The sequence below is a fragment of the Mesorhizobium sp. M0983 genome (assembly GCF_040318975.1).
In the GTDB taxonomy this organism is placed as follows: Bacteria; Pseudomonadota; Alphaproteobacteria; order Rhizobiales; family Rhizobiaceae; genus Mesorhizobium.
In genome coordinates this window covers 294,222-308,568 of sequence record NZ_JAMYNH010000002.1, presented here as the reverse complement: position 1 = coordinate 308,568, position 14,347 = coordinate 294,222, and the positions used below count along the sequence as shown (strand labels likewise).

Sequence of the window (14,347 nt, the reverse complement as noted above, 5' to 3'; positions counted from 1 at the left end):
CCTGCGCCCGGCCTATGCCAGCGGCTTCAATTCCTGGGCGATGGTCGGCAGAAGCTCCGAGACGTTCGGGTGGATGTGCACCGCGCGCGCCAGCGTACTGACTGGCGCCTTGGCATACATCAGATCGAGCACGCAGTGCACTGCCTCGTCGCCACCCGGGCCGAGCACCGAACAGCCGAGGATTTCCTTGGTGTCGGCATCGACCAGGATCTTCATGAAGCCTTGCGTCTCACCTTTTTCGACGGCACGGCTGACGCGGGTCATTGGCCGCTGGCCGACAAGGGCGCGGCGGCCGGATTTCCTTACCGCGGCTTCGGTCATGCCGCAGCGGCCGAGTGGTGGGTCGATATAGAGCGCATAGGCCTCGATGCGGTCGCTGACCTTGCGCGGATCGTTGTCGAGCAGGTTGGCGGCGACAATCTCGTAGTCATTGTACGAGGTGTGGGTGAAGGCGCCCTTGCCGTTGCAGTCGCCCATCGCCCAGATGCCGGGCACGCTGGTGCGCAGCTGGTCGTCGACGACGATGAAGCCGCGTTTGTCGACCTCGACGCCGGCTTTGTCGAGGCCGAGATCGTCGGTATTTGGCGTGCGGCCCAGGGCCAGCAGCACATGCGAGCCGACCGCAGCCGCCTTGCCTGGCGAGAAGGTCACGGCGATTTCGTTGCCTCGCCTGGCGAAGCGGATATCGTCGGCGCCGAGATGGACGGCAATGGCTTCGTTTTCGAGGATCGACAAAATGGCGTCCGAGACGTCATCGTCCTCGCGGCCGATCAGGCGCGGGCTCTTTTCGATGACCGTGACTTCGGAACCGAAGCGGCGGAACATCTGCGCGAATTCGAGCGAGACATAGCTGCCGCCGACGACGATGAGATGGCGCGGCAGCACGTCGAGATCCATCATCGACGAATTGGTCAGGTAAGAAATGCCGTCGAGGCCGGGCAGGTCGGGCACCGAGGCGCGGCCGCCGGTGTTGAGGAAGATCTTTTCGGCGCTCAGCAGATCGTCGCCGACGCGCACCGTATTGGCGGTCACGAAGCGCGCATGGCCGCGATAGAGCGTGCATTTGTCCATGCCGGCAATCCAGTCTTCGAGATTGCCGCGGGCATCGTTCGAGACTTTGTCCTTGCGCGCCTTGATCGCCTTGTAGTTGACGCCGATGGGACCGGAGAGCGTCACACCGTAGTCCGCGGCGCAGCGGGCGAGATGCGCGGCATAGGCGCTTGCCACCATCGTTTTGGTCGGCGTGCAGCCGGTATTGACGCAAGTGCCGCCGACCAGCTTTCGCTCGATCAGCGCCACGCTCATGCCGGCCGCATTCAGCCGGCCGGCGAGCGGTGGGCCGGCCTGCCCGGCACCGACGATGATGGCGTCGAATGTCTTTGCCGTCATGCCACCGCCGCCACGATCAGAAGCCCGCCGACGATCGCCACCGCGTCCTCGATGAAGGCGGCGGGCGGGTCCTTGCCGAAGGCGGTGGCCAGGCGTTTACGCGCCTCGGCGCCGCCCAACGTGCCGATCACCGCGCCGACGGCGCCGGCGATCAGGCCGCCGATGGTGGCGCCGCCGGTGGCGCCGATCACCGCGCCGGTGAAAGCGCCCAAGACGATGCGCGTGCCGAATTGCTGCGGCACCTTGCGGCTCGGCGCCGATGGCAGCTGGTCGGTGACCAGTTCGGCGATGGCCAGGATGGTGAAGATGCCGACGGCGATCCAGTGACCCATGAAACTCGCCCAGGTGCCGGTGACCGGCAACCAGCCTAGCCAGGCGCCCCAGGCGACCGCGGCGGGCGCAGTCATGGCGCGAAGCCCGGCAACGATGCCAATCAGGAGTGCAAGAATGTACAGCATGATTGATCCCTCGATGGCCGGCTTGGGACAGGTCCGAGAGAGCAAGCTACCATAGGTCCGGTATTTGACCAGAGGTGGTGTCGCCGCCGGCGCTTCCGTATTTTCACCAGTTGTGCTTGGCAAAGATTGAGACTGGAGTTGCGGCCATGACGGGGAGCGAACGCACGAAAATGGCGGCGGGCGAGTGGTATTGCTGCCTCGACCCGGAACTGGAGGCGCTGCGGATCACGGCACGCGACGCGGTGTTCGAGCACAACAGCCTGCCACCACGACAGCGCGGCGATATCGGGCCTGCCTTGCGGGCGCTGCTCGGCGCTGCAGGCGAGGGCGCCCGGATCGAAGCGCCGTCCCACTGCGCTTATGGCTTCAACATCTTTCTCGGCGACCGCGTCTTCCTCAATGCCGGCTGCACCATTCTCGATACGGCGCAAGTCCGCATCGGCAAGGGAACGCTGCTCGGCCCGAATGTGCAGATCTATTGCGCCGAGCACCACAAGCAGGCTGCCGGGCGGCGGGCAGGGCTGGAGATCGCCAGGCCGGTCGAGATCGGCGACAATGTCTGGATCGGCGGCAGTGCCATCATCCTCGGCGGGGTCAGGATCGGTGATGGCGCCATCGTCGGCGCCGGTGCCGTGGTGACGCGCGACGTGGCGGCGAACACCACGGTGGTCGGCAATCCGGCACGGGTAATCAGGAGCGGGTGAGCCGGATCAGCGTGAAGCGCCGCGTCTATCCAAATCGACACTCCTCGAGAATTCGCGCCGGTATTGCACGGGCGAGGTTCTGAGCCGCGCTGCGAAATGCTGGCGCAGCGAGGTGGCGCTGCCGAAGCCGGCCTCGAAGGCAACCGTATCCATCGATTTTTCCGTTGCTTCCAGCAGCCGCTGCGCCAGTTGCACACGCTGGTCGGTCAGCCAGTCGCCGAAACTGGTGCCGATCGTTTTCTGGAAACGGCGCGTGAACGTCCGGCGAGTGAGGCCGGCGAGACCGGCAACGCTGTCCAGACTGTGCGGATCACTCAGGGTTTTGCGCACCGTTTCGAGAGCCTGGGTGAAGCGGTCCGCATTGCCGGTCCTGGCGATGGGACGTTCGATGAATTGCGCCTGCCCGCCCTGCCTGTGCGGAGAAAGCACGATCTGCCGGGCAAGGCGAAGCGCTGCCTCCGCGCCGTAACGAGCCCGTACGACGTGCAGGCAGCAGTCGAGCCCGGCGGCGACGCCGGCGGATGTCACGACATCGCCATTGTCGATGTAGAGCACTTCCGGTTCGACGAGAATGTCGGGATAGAGTTCCTGCAGCTGATCCGCGTAGGCCCAGTGCGTCGCGGCTCGCCGCCCTGAAAGCAATCCGGTCGCCGCGACAGCGAACGTTCCCAAGCACAGTCCGACAATCAGCGCGCCGCGCTCGTGCGCGCCAAGCAACGCCTCGATCAGTGTCGTCGGCGGTGAGATCCCGAGATCCTTCCAACTCGGCACGATGACGATGTCGGCATCATCGAGCGCTGAAAGCCCGTGCGGGACGCTGATGGTCAGCCCGGCATCAGTGCGGATCGGCCCGTTCTCAATCGCGCAGACCCGGAAGTCGAAGCGCGGCAGGCCGAGCGTCGTGCGATCCGCGCCGAACACGAGACATGGCACGGAGAGATGAAACGGGCTGATGCCATCGAAGGCGATGGCGGCAACGACAGGATCGGCCATGGGAGCTCCAGCAAAGGGTGACACCGATTGTCCCAATTCTTTCGAACAATGTCAATCGGGACACTTTTTGCGATCCGGCGCCGCGCTTATCGTCCACCCATCAATGCCAAACGGGAAAGGAAAACCCCATGTCGGACCCAGCCAAAGGCAAAGCTCCACGCCGCGCCCTCATCGTCATCGATGTTCAGAACGACTATGACGGCGGCAACCTCGCCATCCAGCATCCGCCGTTCCGCGAGAGCGTCGTCAATGTGGCGCGAGCGATGGACGCGGCCACCGAGGCAGGCGTCAAGGTGGTGGTCATCAAGCAGTTGGCACCGGAAACCTCATCGGTCTTCGCCAAGGGCAGCCATGGCGCCGAGTTGCACCCGGAAATCGCCAGGCGAAACCGCGACCACTACATCGAAAAGAACTTGCCCAGCGCCTTCACCGGCACGGATTTAGAGGAGTGGCTGCGCGCCAACTCTATCGATACGATCACGGTCATCGGCTACATGACGCATAATTGCGATCTGTCCACGGTCATCCATGCCGTGCATATGGGTTTTGAGGTCGAGTTCCTGTCGGACGCGACGGGGTCGTTGCCCTACGCCAACAGCGCCGGCTACGCTTCGGGCGAGGAAATCCATCGCGTCGTGACGATCGTATTGCAGTCGCGCTTCGCGGCCGTTCTCAAAACCGCCGAATGGATCGATTGCCTGAAGACCGGCGTGGTACCCCAGCACGACACACCCTATGCCTCCAACCAGCGCGCGCTGGCGCGAAGCGCGGCGTAGGAGACTATTGCGAGCAGGCAGAGGGGCGCCGCAGCGTTGCGGCGCCCTTTGCCGTTCGAGCGTTGATATCCTTAGAACAGGCCCTCGATCTGGCCCATTTCGTTCAGGAAGATCTTTTCCGAGGATGGCGCTTTGGGCAGACCGGGCATGGTCATCACCTCGCCGCAGATGATGACGACGAAGCCGGCGCCGGCAGACAGCCTGACCTCGCGCACCGGCACGGTGTGGCCGGTCGGCGCGCCGCGCAGATTCGGATCGGTGGAGAAGGAATATTGCGTCTTGGCCATGCAGACCGGCAAATGACCGTAGCCGGCGTGCTCCCAGGCGTGGAGCTGGTCGCGCACCGATTTGTCGGCGATCGCTTCGGAACCGCGATAGATGCGCTGGACGATGGTGTTGATCTTCTCGAACAGCGGCATGGCGTCGGGATAGAGCGGGGCAAATTGCGACGCGCCGGATTCGGCCAACGCCACGACTCTTTTGGCCAGTTCCTCGATGCCGGCCGATCCCTGAGCCCAGTGCTTGCACAGGATCGCCTCTTCGCCCATCGAGGCGACATAATCCTTCATCGCCTGGATCTCTGCCTCGGTGTCGGAGTAGAAATGGTTGATGGCGACCACGGCCGGCACACCGAACTGGCGGATGTTCTCGATGTGGCGGCCGAGATTCGCACATCCCTTCTTGACCGCCTCGACGTTCTCCTTGCCGAGTTCCTCCTTCTTGACGCCGCCATTCATCTTCATGGCGCGAACCGTGGCGACGATGACCGCCGCTGCCGGCCTCAGGCCGGCCTTGCGGCATTTGATGTCGAAGAACTTTTCGGCACCGAGATCGGCGCCGAAACCGGCTTCGGTGACGACGTAATCGGCAAGCTTCAGCGCCGTCGTGGTGGCAACGACGGAGTTGCAGCCATGCGCGATGTTGGCGAAGGGGCCGCCATGGACGAAAGCCGGGTTGTTCTCCAGCGTCTGCACGAGATTGGGCTGCATGGCGTCCTTCAAGAGTACGGCCATCGCGCCGTCGGCCTTGAGGTCGCGTGCATAGACGGCCGACTTGTCGCGGCGATAGGCAACGATGATGTCGCCGAGGCGCTTTTCGAGGTCCTTCAGGTCGGTCGACAGGCACAGGATGGCCATGACTTCCGAGGCGACTGTGATGTCGAAACCGCCCTCGCGCGGGAAACCGTTGGCGACGCCGCCGAGCGAACAGATGATCTCGCGCAGCGACCGGTCGTTCATGTCCATGACGCGGCGCCAGACGACACGGCGGGTGTCGATGCCGAGCTCGTTGCCCCAATAGATATGGTTGTCGATCAGCGCCGACAGCAGATTATGGGCGGTGGTGATGGCATGGAAATCGCCCGTGAAGTGGAGGTTCATGTCCTCCATAGGCACGACCTGCGCGTAGCCGCCACCGGCGGCACCGCCCTTGACGCCGAAATTCGGTCCGAGCGAAGCCTCGCGGATGCAGACGATGGCCTTCTTGCCGATGCGGTTGAGGCCATCGCCCAAGCCCACCGTCGTCGTCGTCTTGCCTTCGCCGGCCGGTGTCGGGTTGATGGCGGTGACGAGGATCAGCTTGCCGTCCTTGTTGCCCTTCACCGACTTGATGAACTCGGCCGAGATCTTCGCCTTGTCGTGGCCGTAGGGCAGAAGATGTTCGCTCGGAATGCCGATCTTCTGGCCGATCTCCTGGATCTGCTTCTTCCTGGCGCCGCGCGCGATCTCGATGTCGGACTTCACTTCGGCCATGACGGCTTCCCTCTGAATTGAACGGATTCGATTACTGTGGTCGCAAGCCCGGCACTGCAGGCGCGGGCATGTTCTACCCCTGTCGCTGCCGCGGCGTCAACTTTCATGCAACTATGTTTCCTACGAAGAAAGTGCCTCTGCGGTCGGCTGCCCTGCTACAGGTTCTTTTTTCGCGCCGGTCGCCGCGCCGTATAGAAGCCAGAGCAGGCGCGGTTCCGCCGTCTCAAAACAGCCGCGTAATACGCGAAAAGCGACAGAAGCAACGGCGCAAATTCACCAGCGCCGGCTGCGCGGAACGATCCGCTACTGCGTCAGCACGTTGCTGATCTCGACCATGTTCGAGCGGACCCTGAGTATGTAAAACCCCATCGTCGTCAGATGTGTCGGCAACAGCCAGCCGTCCTCGCGGCCATTGGCGATGATGAAGGGCTGGATGCGCAGCGCCGAGACGAATTGCGCGTCCATCGTATCCCACAGGTTCTGCAGGTGCTTTTCCTTGATGACGTCCTCGAAGTCGGCCTGCGCGCCCTTCATCAGCCCGTAATAGGCATAAAGCTGGCCATAGGCGAACCAGAAGCGGTCGTCGGCACGGGTGTCGAACCAGCCATTGTTGTGGTTTTCGGCACGCTCCTTGAGGATCGCCGAGGTCGAGCCGATGTCGGACGAGATGCGGTCGATATACTGCTTGAGATTGTCGGCGCGGGCATCGAACGTGGCCTGGCAGGCTGCCAGACGGGCGTTGAAGGAACGCAGCTTGCGCACCGCGTCGCGATAATAGCTCGGCGTCGGCGTCTTGGGACCAAACGGGTTCAAGCCGAAGTACCAGGTTTCCTCATCGAACTGCAGATTGCCGCGGGCGTCCTGCAGGTCGGCGTCGATCTGCGAGGTGGTGCGGACGCGGCCGAGATTGTCGGCAAGCTCGGTCGCCGTGCGCCGCACCGCCTGGTTGATGCCGCGCTGGAACGAAGCCTTGTTGTCCATGAACGGCGTGTGGTCCCAGTCGATGCCGAACAGGCCGAGCTTGTAGAGGATCATCGACGACACCCAGGCATTCTGGTTGACGTTGAAGTCGGTCAGGTCGGCCGCAACCTGGGCAATGGCTGAATTTCCGCAGGTCTTGGCCGTGTCGGTGCCGGCGCCTGCAGAGACCTGTTCACCGGCGGAGCTGTTGCGCTTTTCGAACGTGTATTTGTCGACGTAATTCGGGTCGAAATTGTTCCACCACTGGGTGGCGTAGAAGAAATTAATGTAGAGGCCGATCAGCACGACGACAGCCAGGCCGAGCACCGCCTTCAGGATCCAGCCGCGTTGCGTGTACCAGCGCCCCGCCCACAGGAACGGCCACAGGATCGCGCCGATGAGCAAGCCGATGCCGCGGCCAATCCACTGGAAAATCCGGGTGAAGAAATTCACGATCGGATCAAGCATGGCGATGTCACCCCCTCAGTCAGTCAAGCCGTAGAGGCGTGTGCGAAACGCCACCTTGTCCTTCAAATATGTGGTTTTCAGAACGTCCACAACATGCGATCGCCAAGCGTCGCTGAAGCCGTCATAATCCCTGTAGAAGCCCGGCTTGTTGAAGACGTAACGCGAGACGAAGTCCTGCGGCACGAAGTCCGAGATCAGCTGGTTGGTCAGCCAGGCGTCTTGATGGTCCGGCTTGGCGCGGATCACCAGGAAGCGCTGCTGCGGGAACACATCCTCTATCTTGAGATGGCCAAGTTGGGCGATCTCGCGCTTGGCGGCGTTGAGGAAGGGAAAATTGCCGTCCCTGGTGATCAGATCGGCGTGGCCGTGGATCCAGGTCTGCAGCCAGACCTTATCGACGTCGGTCAGATTGCGGTCGGGCTCGGCGTCGCGGATCAGGGCGCGCACCACCATTTCGGCGCGATGCTCGAGATAGCCGGAGGTTTCGATCCATGAGGCGCGAGGCAGCTCGATGCGGCCGGTCGAAGCGAGGAACTTGAACACCTTGTCGGCGTCATGGATCGAGAGATAGCTCACCTGCCACGGCCGCGAGCGGCGGAAGCCGGGCGCTGCCGGGTCGCTGATCACCGTCGTCACGTCCGGATCGACGAACACATAGAGCCCGCCGAAATGGCTGGTCCAATAGGCGTTGTGGCGGAAGATCACCTGGTCCGGCACCAGCGCATTCTCGCGGATGTCGCCGCAGACCTTCGCCAGCTCGACCATGTGTGCAAGCATGGCATTGTCGCGCCAGGCATCCGGTTCCTGCTTCAGCCGGTCGACCAGCTTGCCGAGCTCGGCGGCCTTGCCCAGCACGTCCTCGGCCGACAGCACCTTGAACTCGACCTGATTGATCGACAGCAGATCCTCGATGTCGTCGACCTTGGGGACTGAATCCTCGATCTCGCCGTAGATGACGTCCTTGATTGTCAGCGCATCGATGGCGCGCTGGTTCTTCGACATGAACTCGTACATCAGCAGCGAGGTGTTGGAGAAAGCCGTGTGCACCACCGGCAGGTCGATCTGCGACGGCGTCAGGATGATGAAGCGGCGGTTGACCTCGTTCGGATCGAGGTAGCTGTAGTCGCCGCATTCCTCGGCGACCTGCGGCGAAAAGCCGGTACGGTCGATCTCGAAGCTTTTCAGCTTGGTCGGCTTCAGCCCGAAGGCGACCATCGCCTTGTTGTAGCGCTGGATCAGATGCGGCTCGTCGACCGTCAGCAGCCGGCCGTAGATCAGCTCGTTGTCGCGTAGCAGGTCGGGTTTCTTGGCAGGACTCATGCGCGTAGTCCCAACGGATCTTGCGCTGGATGACCGAGCTCCAACGCTGACGCCCCCCTCTCCCCGTTCTTCACGGGGAGAGGGTAAGGGTGAGGGGCAGCGCAAACGGTCAAGGACATGTCTCTCCATAGCCTTTGGCGGCGACAAATCGAAGATCACGCGTTTCGATATGGCGTTCGAGGCGCCCTTCGATCGCAGCCACCACTGTTTCAAGGACTGCTTCCCGCTCCTTCAATACGTCTACGTTCCAAAAGCGAAGGATAGACCAGCCATCGGAGACGATGAAGCGATCTCGGATTCGATCATATTGGCTGCCGACATGCTGACTGCCATCGACTTCGACGACGAGCTGGCAGTCTCTGCAGGCGAAATCGACGAAGTAAGAGCCTATCGGCAACTGCCGTACGAATTTATGGCCGTTCAGTCTGCGGTCGCGCAACTCCAGCCAGAGCGCGGTTTCTGCATCGTTGTCGGATTGACGCAGGCGCCTTGCGCGCTTGGTTGTGTCTATTTCTGGCCCACGCATGCGCTGCCCCTCACCCTTACCCTCTCCCCGTGAAGAACGGGGAGAGGGGGGCGTCAGCGTTTGAGCCACGTCTTTCAGCGTTGCTGTGGGAGCTTATGCATCGCACCGGAAACAGTGCTATCCGGTGAGAAGGAAGATCACGCATTCCACATTCCCTTCTTCTTCAACTCCTCGATCTCGCGGACGGCACGCTCCCGCAGACGGGTGTCGCGGATCATCTTGGTCACCGCCGCATCGTCCGACTTGTCGGAATAGCGGAATTCGGAATCCGCATAGCGGTTGATCTCCTGCATGACCATGTCCATCGAGAACGGCCCTCGCAGTTCCTCGATCATCGCCTTCTTGTCGTCGTAGCTTTTGTGCATGAAGGCTTCCGGCTTCTCGAACCACTCGTCGGGCAATTCGATGTCCATGGCGCGCATCTTGATCGCGTCGGTGACGTTCTTGATGGCGCGTCCGGTGAAACGCGGCTCGGCATCCTTGATCAAGTGCAGATAGGTGCCGATATCGGCCATCGACTTCGGCGCGCCGTTCTCCTTCATGTAGCGCTCATAGACCTTCATCAGCCCGTCTTCCTGCGGCTTCTCATGCTCCTCGTAAGCCTCCATCACCGCGCGCTGGATTTCCTGAGCGGCATAGAGCTTGTGGTCGCCGAGCGGGATCTTGTGGTTCTTGCCGGCGAGCAGGACGAAGATGTCGATGTAGTCGTCGCGGCTCTGCGGGCCGTCGACCAGCCAGCGGGCGCCGGCGCGCTGGCGCAATGCGTCGTCAACGTTTTCGGGATAGTTGGAAAACATGCCGAACGAGCAATTGCCGCGCACCACGGTTGCCGCGCCGGCAAATGCGTCCATCAGCACACCGGTGATTTCCTGCTGGCCGGCCGAGGCGCGGTCGTCTGAGCGGCGTGCGGCGACCTGGTCGATATCGTCGATGGTGCCGAAGCCGATGACGCGCGGGTTCAGCACATTGTTGATGAACTGGCGGCAGTTCTGGCCGGACTTGCCCTGGTAGGAGGAGATCTGGTCGACGCCGAAATTTTCGTAGGCGAAGGGATAGCCGGCGACTTGGCAGTAGCCGTTGAGAAGGCCGGCGATCATCTGGATCAGCGTCGTCTTGCCGGTGCCGGGCGCGCCGTCGCCGATAAACGTGAACAGGAAGCCGCCAAGCTCGACGAATGGGTTCAGCTCGCGCTCGAAGTCGTACGCCATCAGCATCTTGGCGAGCTTTACCGACTGGTACTTGGCGATGTGGTTGCCGACGACCTCTTCCGGTTTCTTGAAGGTCATCACCAGCGGTTTTGCCCGCTTGCCAGGGGCGACGTCGAAACCATCGAGGGTAAAATCGTCGACGTCGATGCGGATATGGGCGTTCTCGAATGGGCCGATGCCGTCGAAGCGGCCCTTTCGCGCCAACAGCCCGTCGATGGCTACGCGGGCAAAGGCGCGGGCGCGGGTCATCAGGTCGGCGTCGTCCTTCGAACCTGCTATCGCCCTGTCGAGCCCGGCCACGATCGACTTCACCGCATCCTGCGGGGTGTCGAACAGAAAGTCCGGCTCGGGCGTGTCGTTCGGCGCCTCGCCGTCGCTGTCGATCAGCTGGAACAAATAGGAGGCGAGGCTGAAGGCGGAGATGTAGGCAGAGGCCGACAGCAGCTTCTTGAAGGTGGCAGCTTCGTCGCCTTCGAGCGGCGCGCGGGCGTTTTTCGCCTGCAGGCTTTCGAGGTCCGAGCCTTCGGCGAAGACATCCGATATGGCTAGCGCTATTGCCGCCCCGCGCCGAGCGCGAAACAACAGCATGTGCTGCGGTATGGTCAGCAATTGGTCGTCGGGATGGACGGCGGCGACGGTTTTGGCGAGCTCGACCTCGCGCGTGCGGCGAACCGAGCCGACCGAGACGGTCGAGACGAAGCGGCGGTTGGTGCCGGCAAGCGCTGTGCCGGACTCGCGCGATGGGTCTTCCAGCACGACGATGCGGGTGATGAAACTTTGCGCAGTGGCGCGGTGCTTTTCAATTGCCGCTTCCGGGATGGTGGTCAGGCCGGTGTCCATGGAAGATGCTCCGCGATTTGACGGTCAGACGTCGCTGATGACCTGCCCTTTGGACAGGATGTGGACCTTGTAGCCCGAAAAGATCTTCTGCGCCTCGCCGGCGGCATAGAGCGCCTGATAGGCCTCGTGCGGGATCAGCGCATGGTTCTCATAGCTCGACACGCCCTGGCGCGCGGCCTCGAGATCGTCGGTATTGATGAAGAATTCCTGCGTCGTCTTTTCGCTCGAGAACAGCCCCTTGCGGCCTGGCTTCTCGGCCTTGGAAAAGACCTCCTGGATGGTCCAGGTCAGCAGCCAGGCGTTTTCCGGCTTGCGCACCTTGGCCAGCACTTCGCTTACCGTCGAATTGTTGTCGGTAATCCCTGCAGAATAGAACGGGCCGAGCACGACGCGACGCAGCTGCTTGGGATGCAGCGGTTCGAAATCCTTGTCGAGGTTGACCGCGATGGTCGCCGGCGACAGCGTGTAGGCGGAATTCTTCTCGGTGAAATCGTCGAAACGGTGGGCGAGCTCGGGATTGAGCAAGCCGTCGACCGGCAGCGGAATGTCGACCCTCTCATTAAGCTTGCCGCCGGCGTCGACCAGCTGCCGGATCATGTCGTCGGAGGAATCCTCGACCGTCAGCATATAGACCAGCGGCAGGTTGGCGCTGCCGTCGAAGCAGGCCCAGTGGACCAGATAATAGGGCCGCAACGTCTTCGGATTGACCGAAACCTTGGCCGTCTGGGCCAGCGTGAACGGGCCAAAGGTGGTCTCGCTCTTGACGTCTTCGAGGTAGAGCCGCTCGGCCATCGACTTCTGCAGCGCTTCGGGGAATTCCTTGTGGCGCAGGATGAAGTCCGCCATTTCCTCGCGCAGCTCGTCGGCCAACGGGAGGTTGGCGAGGCGCGCATCGGCCTGGCGGCGGTCGTTTTCCAGCTCGAGCAGGTTCTGGAAGACCGGAAAACCGCTTTCGGCGCGCGAGATGCGGAACGTCTCGGTGAAGCCCAGCCGGTTGCGCCAACACGAGAACGACTTGTCGAGCCGCGCGATGTATTCGGCGACGATCTTGGCGACGATGCCATGCCGGTAGAGCGGCGAGCGATCGTCGCGCATGAACACTTCGAGGCCGCCAAGTGCCGCCGCGATCGCCGAGAAATAGCGCGCCGCCGCTTCGTTTTCGGGGGTCATGCTGCCAGCCCTTGGGAGCAGTGCACGTGCAGCAATTACGACTGCACGTAATTTGCCGAATTGTGCTTCTTCATCACATCGTCGAAGCGGCGGGCGAAGGCATCGTCGGCGAGCTTCTTGCGGCGCTGGATGTCGGCGGTGGCGACCATGTTCTTCTCGTGCATTTCAAGCAGATCGCCAATGTGCTTCTGCGAGGCAGCACCAATGCCAGCCATGGTCTCTTCGGCGGTGTTGTCGACCTGGCTGCCCAGCGTGTTGATCTTGTGGGCCACATCCTGTTGGGCGGCGGTCTTCAGCGAATCTTCCAGGGCCTTGTACAGCACGATGCGCTGCTCGGTATCGATGGTCAGCTTGTTGATCAGCGTCGATTGCGCCGCGATCTGGTTGTTGAGCGAATCGACGAAGGTCTGGAACATCGAGGTGTAGCGCTCCAGCGTCTGGCTTTCGGCCAGCAATTCCTGCTCCTTGGCCTGCTTCTCGTTGTATTCCGTGGCCAGTTTCGAACGCCCGCCTTCAAGCTGCGTGCGCTCCTTCTGGCTGGTCGAGGCGGCGATCTTGTTCTCGATGTCGAGCAGCATCGGGTTGAGCTCCTCGATGCGCTTCTGCACGGTCTCGAGATTGGACATGGTGGTCTTGCGGCGCTCGATCACCTGCGACAGGCTGGCCTCGGAGGTCTTGTAGCGCGTATCGAGAACCTGCTTCTGCGCCTTGAGGATGCCGACGATGGTGTCGGACTTCGCCAGCAGCTCCTGCAAATTGCCGGCCAGCGACATGTTGCGGACGCGGTCGGTGCGCATGCGCTGCTTGCGCTGGCTGGAGAAGACGCCGACGAAACTTTCCCAGCCGGTGTAGTTCTTCATGCTCTCGAATTCGGCGCCGAAGACGTTGGTGGCGTCCTCGAGGCCGATGATCAGGTCGGCGATATTGCCTTCCATCACCTTCTGCTGCTTCAACACATCCTCGATGCGGGCATTCTCGATGTCGAAATTGGCGTCGCCGATCTTCTCGTCGGCGGTGGCGAGCGTGTCGAGCACGGCACCGGACTGCTCAATCTTGGTGCGCATGTCCTGCACGACCTGCTTGGTCTTGGCAATCTCGGCATCGAAATTCTGCAATGTCGCCATTGGGGCCTCCCGCTTCGGCATCGGTTTCGTTTCGCAAACCGCCGCGAATATATGTGCCGGGTTTGGCGAATGAAAGACGGAAGACATGGGATTACAGGAAAACAAAGAATTTCGGGAGGCGACTGCAGGATAATCAAGCCATGATTACGCTGTAACGGTCAGGCACCGCTTCGACCTCGGCTGGACTTTTGCTTAGGAGCGACGCTCAGGGCTTGGGATCGGATTTGAGGTAGGCGATGACGTTGGCGATGTCATCGTCGCTGGTCAGGCCGGAGAAGGCCATTTTGTTGCCGGGGACCTTCTGCCGGGGCGCGCGCAGGTATTCGGCAAGGTTTGCTTCGTCCCAGACCACGCCGGCGGCGCCGGCATCCTTCATCGCCTGCGAGTAACGGCTAAGATAACTGTCCGCAGTGCCGGCGGTGCGGCCGACGACACCAAGCAGATGCGGGCCGACCTTGTCGCGGTCGCTCGTTGCCTCGTGACAGACCATGCATCTGTTGAAGACCTTCTTGCCGAGAGCAGCATCGCCGTCGGCATGCGCGGCAACGATGCCGGCAATGAGGAAAGCAGTTGCAGACGAAATTACTCGAAGCATGGGAACTCCCGACGGCTCTGGCAGTGGATCAAAATAGGCAGCACGCTCAACAAAGGCCGCAATGG

Annotated in this window: 13 protein-coding genes; 2 read left to right on the top strand and 11 right to left on the bottom strand. The window is 62.1% G+C overall.

Features of this window, described 5'->3' with window-relative positions; all coding sequences use genetic code 11:
- Positions 1-12: 12 nt before the first annotated feature.
- Together NKH71_RS05130 and NKH71_RS05125 are read right to left on the bottom strand one after the other, a co-directional pair.
- Positions 13-1,389, bottom strand: a complete 1,377-nt coding sequence (locus NKH71_RS05130; RefSeq protein WP_352591699.1) for an FAD-containing oxidoreductase — start codon at positions 1,387-1,389, stop codon at positions 13-15.
- A complete protein-coding gene (locus NKH71_RS05125; RefSeq protein ID WP_352482058.1) occupies positions 1,386-1,847 on the bottom strand; it encodes a DUF4126 domain-containing protein in 462 nt (153 codons plus the stop codon). Before NKH71_RS05125 ends, NKH71_RS05130 begins: the two co-directional genes overlap by 4 nt.
- A 146-nt stretch (positions 1,848-1,993) precedes the next feature.
- On the opposite strand from NKH71_RS05125, the gene NKH71_RS05120 reads away from it, so the two are divergent.
- Positions 1,994-2,551 (top strand): sugar O-acetyltransferase, encoded by a 558-nt coding sequence (locus NKH71_RS05120; RefSeq protein WP_023719242.1) that lies wholly within the window; start codon positions 1,994-1,996, stop codon positions 2,549-2,551.
- Between the two features lie 6 nt (positions 2,552-2,557).
- On the opposite strand, the gene NKH71_RS05115 is transcribed toward NKH71_RS05120, so the two are convergent.
- The gene (locus NKH71_RS05115; RefSeq protein WP_352894603.1) at positions 2,558-3,544 is read right to left on the bottom strand and encodes a helix-turn-helix domain-containing protein; all 987 of its coding nucleotides are present in this window, start codon (positions 3,542-3,544) and stop codon (positions 2,558-2,560) included.
- A gap of 128 nt (positions 3,545-3,672) precedes the next feature.
- On the opposite strand from NKH71_RS05115, the gene NKH71_RS05110 reads away from it, so the two are divergent.
- On the top strand, positions 3,673-4,320 hold the full coding sequence (locus tag NKH71_RS05110) for a cysteine hydrolase family protein (RefSeq protein ID WP_352482061.1): 648 nt from the start codon (positions 3,673-3,675) through the stop codon (positions 4,318-4,320).
- Between the two features lie 71 nt (positions 4,321-4,391).
- Here NKH71_RS05110 and NKH71_RS05105 read toward each other — a convergent pair whose 3' ends face one another.
- The 8 genes from NKH71_RS05105 to NKH71_RS05070 all read right to left on the bottom strand — a co-directional run bounded on the left by NKH71_RS05105 (position 4,392) and on the right by NKH71_RS05070 (position 14,282).
- Entirely contained in the window at positions 4,392-6,071 is a 1,680-nt protein-coding gene (locus NKH71_RS05105) for a formate--tetrahydrofolate ligase (protein WP_023719240.1), read from the bottom strand.
- Between the two features lie 303 nt (positions 6,072-6,374).
- Positions 6,375-7,499, bottom strand: coding sequence for a DUF2333 family protein (locus NKH71_RS05100; protein WP_023719239.1), 1,125 nt, complete (start codon positions 7,497-7,499; stop codon positions 6,375-6,377).
- Positions 7,500-7,514: 15 nt separating this feature from the next.
- Positions 7,515-8,819, bottom strand: coding sequence for a DUF6638 family protein (locus NKH71_RS05095; protein WP_023719238.1), 1,305 nt, complete (start codon positions 8,817-8,819; stop codon positions 7,515-7,517).
- Between the two features lie 109 nt (positions 8,820-8,928).
- A complete protein-coding gene (locus tag NKH71_RS05090; protein ID WP_084642682.1) occupies positions 8,929-9,345 on the bottom strand; it encodes an endonuclease domain-containing protein in 417 nt (138 codons plus the stop codon).
- A 137-nt stretch (positions 9,346-9,482) separates the two neighbouring features.
- The gene (locus NKH71_RS05085) at positions 9,483-11,393 is read right to left on the bottom strand and encodes an AAA family ATPase (protein WP_352591707.1); all 1,911 of its coding nucleotides are present in this window, start codon (positions 11,391-11,393) and stop codon (positions 9,483-9,485) included.
- Positions 11,394-11,417: 24 nt separating this feature from the next.
- On the bottom strand, positions 11,418-12,563 hold the full coding sequence (locus tag NKH71_RS05080; protein WP_352894600.1) for a hypothetical protein: 1,146 nt from the start codon (positions 12,561-12,563) through the stop codon (positions 11,418-11,420).
- A 35-nt stretch (positions 12,564-12,598) separates the two neighbouring features.
- Positions 12,599-13,687 carry a hypothetical protein gene (locus NKH71_RS05075; RefSeq protein ID WP_352894599.1) on the bottom strand — a complete coding sequence of 363 codons (1,089 nt, stop codon included), beginning with the start codon at positions 13,685-13,687 and terminating at the stop codon, positions 12,599-12,601.
- A 205-nt stretch (positions 13,688-13,892) separates the two neighbouring features.
- Positions 13,893-14,282, bottom strand: a complete 390-nt coding sequence (locus tag NKH71_RS05070; RefSeq protein WP_352787766.1) for a c-type cytochrome — start codon at positions 14,280-14,282, stop codon at positions 13,893-13,895.
- Positions 14,283-14,347 lie beyond the last annotated feature (65 nt).

What these genes read in the sequence shown, in the direction of transcription:
- NKH71_RS05130 (WP_352591699.1), bottom strand. Translation starts at nt 1,389, where the DNA reads ATGACGGCAAAGACATTCGACGCCATCATCGTCGGTGCCGGGCAGGCC.
- NKH71_RS05125 (WP_352482058.1), bottom strand. Translation starts at nt 1,847, where the DNA reads ATGCTGTACATTCTTGCACTCCTGATTGGCATCGTTGCCGGGCTTCGC.
- NKH71_RS05120 (WP_023719242.1), top strand. Translation starts at nt 1,994, where the DNA reads ATGACGGGGAGCGAACGCACGAAAATGGCGGCGGGCGAGTGGTATTGC.
- NKH71_RS05115 (WP_352894603.1), bottom strand. Translation starts at nt 3,544, where the DNA reads ATGGCCGATCCTGTCGTTGCCGCCATCGCCTTCGATGGCATCAGCCCG.
- NKH71_RS05110 (WP_352482061.1), top strand. Translation starts at nt 3,673, where the DNA reads ATGTCGGACCCAGCCAAAGGCAAAGCTCCACGCCGCGCCCTCATCGTC.
- NKH71_RS05105 (WP_023719240.1), bottom strand. Translation starts at nt 6,071, where the DNA reads ATGGCCGAAGTGAAGTCCGACATCGAGATCGCGCGCGGCGCCAGGAAG.
- NKH71_RS05100 (WP_023719239.1), bottom strand. Translation starts at nt 7,499, where the DNA reads ATGCTTGATCCGATCGTGAATTTCTTCACCCGGATTTTCCAGTGGATT.
- NKH71_RS05095 (WP_023719238.1), bottom strand. Translation starts at nt 8,819, where the DNA reads ATGAGTCCTGCCAAGAAACCCGACCTGCTACGCGACAACGAGCTGATC.
- NKH71_RS05090 (WP_084642682.1), bottom strand. Translation starts at nt 9,345, where the DNA reads ATGCGTGGGCCAGAAATAGACACAACCAAGCGCGCAAGGCGCCTGCGT.
- NKH71_RS05085 (WP_352591707.1), bottom strand. Translation starts at nt 11,393, where the DNA reads ATGGACACCGGCCTGACCACCATCCCGGAAGCGGCAATTGAAAAGCAC.
- NKH71_RS05080 (WP_352894600.1), bottom strand. Translation starts at nt 12,563, where the DNA reads ATGACCCCCGAAAACGAAGCGGCGGCGCGCTATTTCTCGGCGATCGCG.
- NKH71_RS05075 (WP_352894599.1), bottom strand. Translation starts at nt 13,687, where the DNA reads ATGGCGACATTGCAGAATTTCGATGCCGAGATTGCCAAGACCAAGCAG.
- NKH71_RS05070 (WP_352787766.1), bottom strand. Translation starts at nt 14,282, where the DNA reads ATGCTTCGAGTAATTTCGTCTGCAACTGCTTTCCTCATTGCCGGCATC.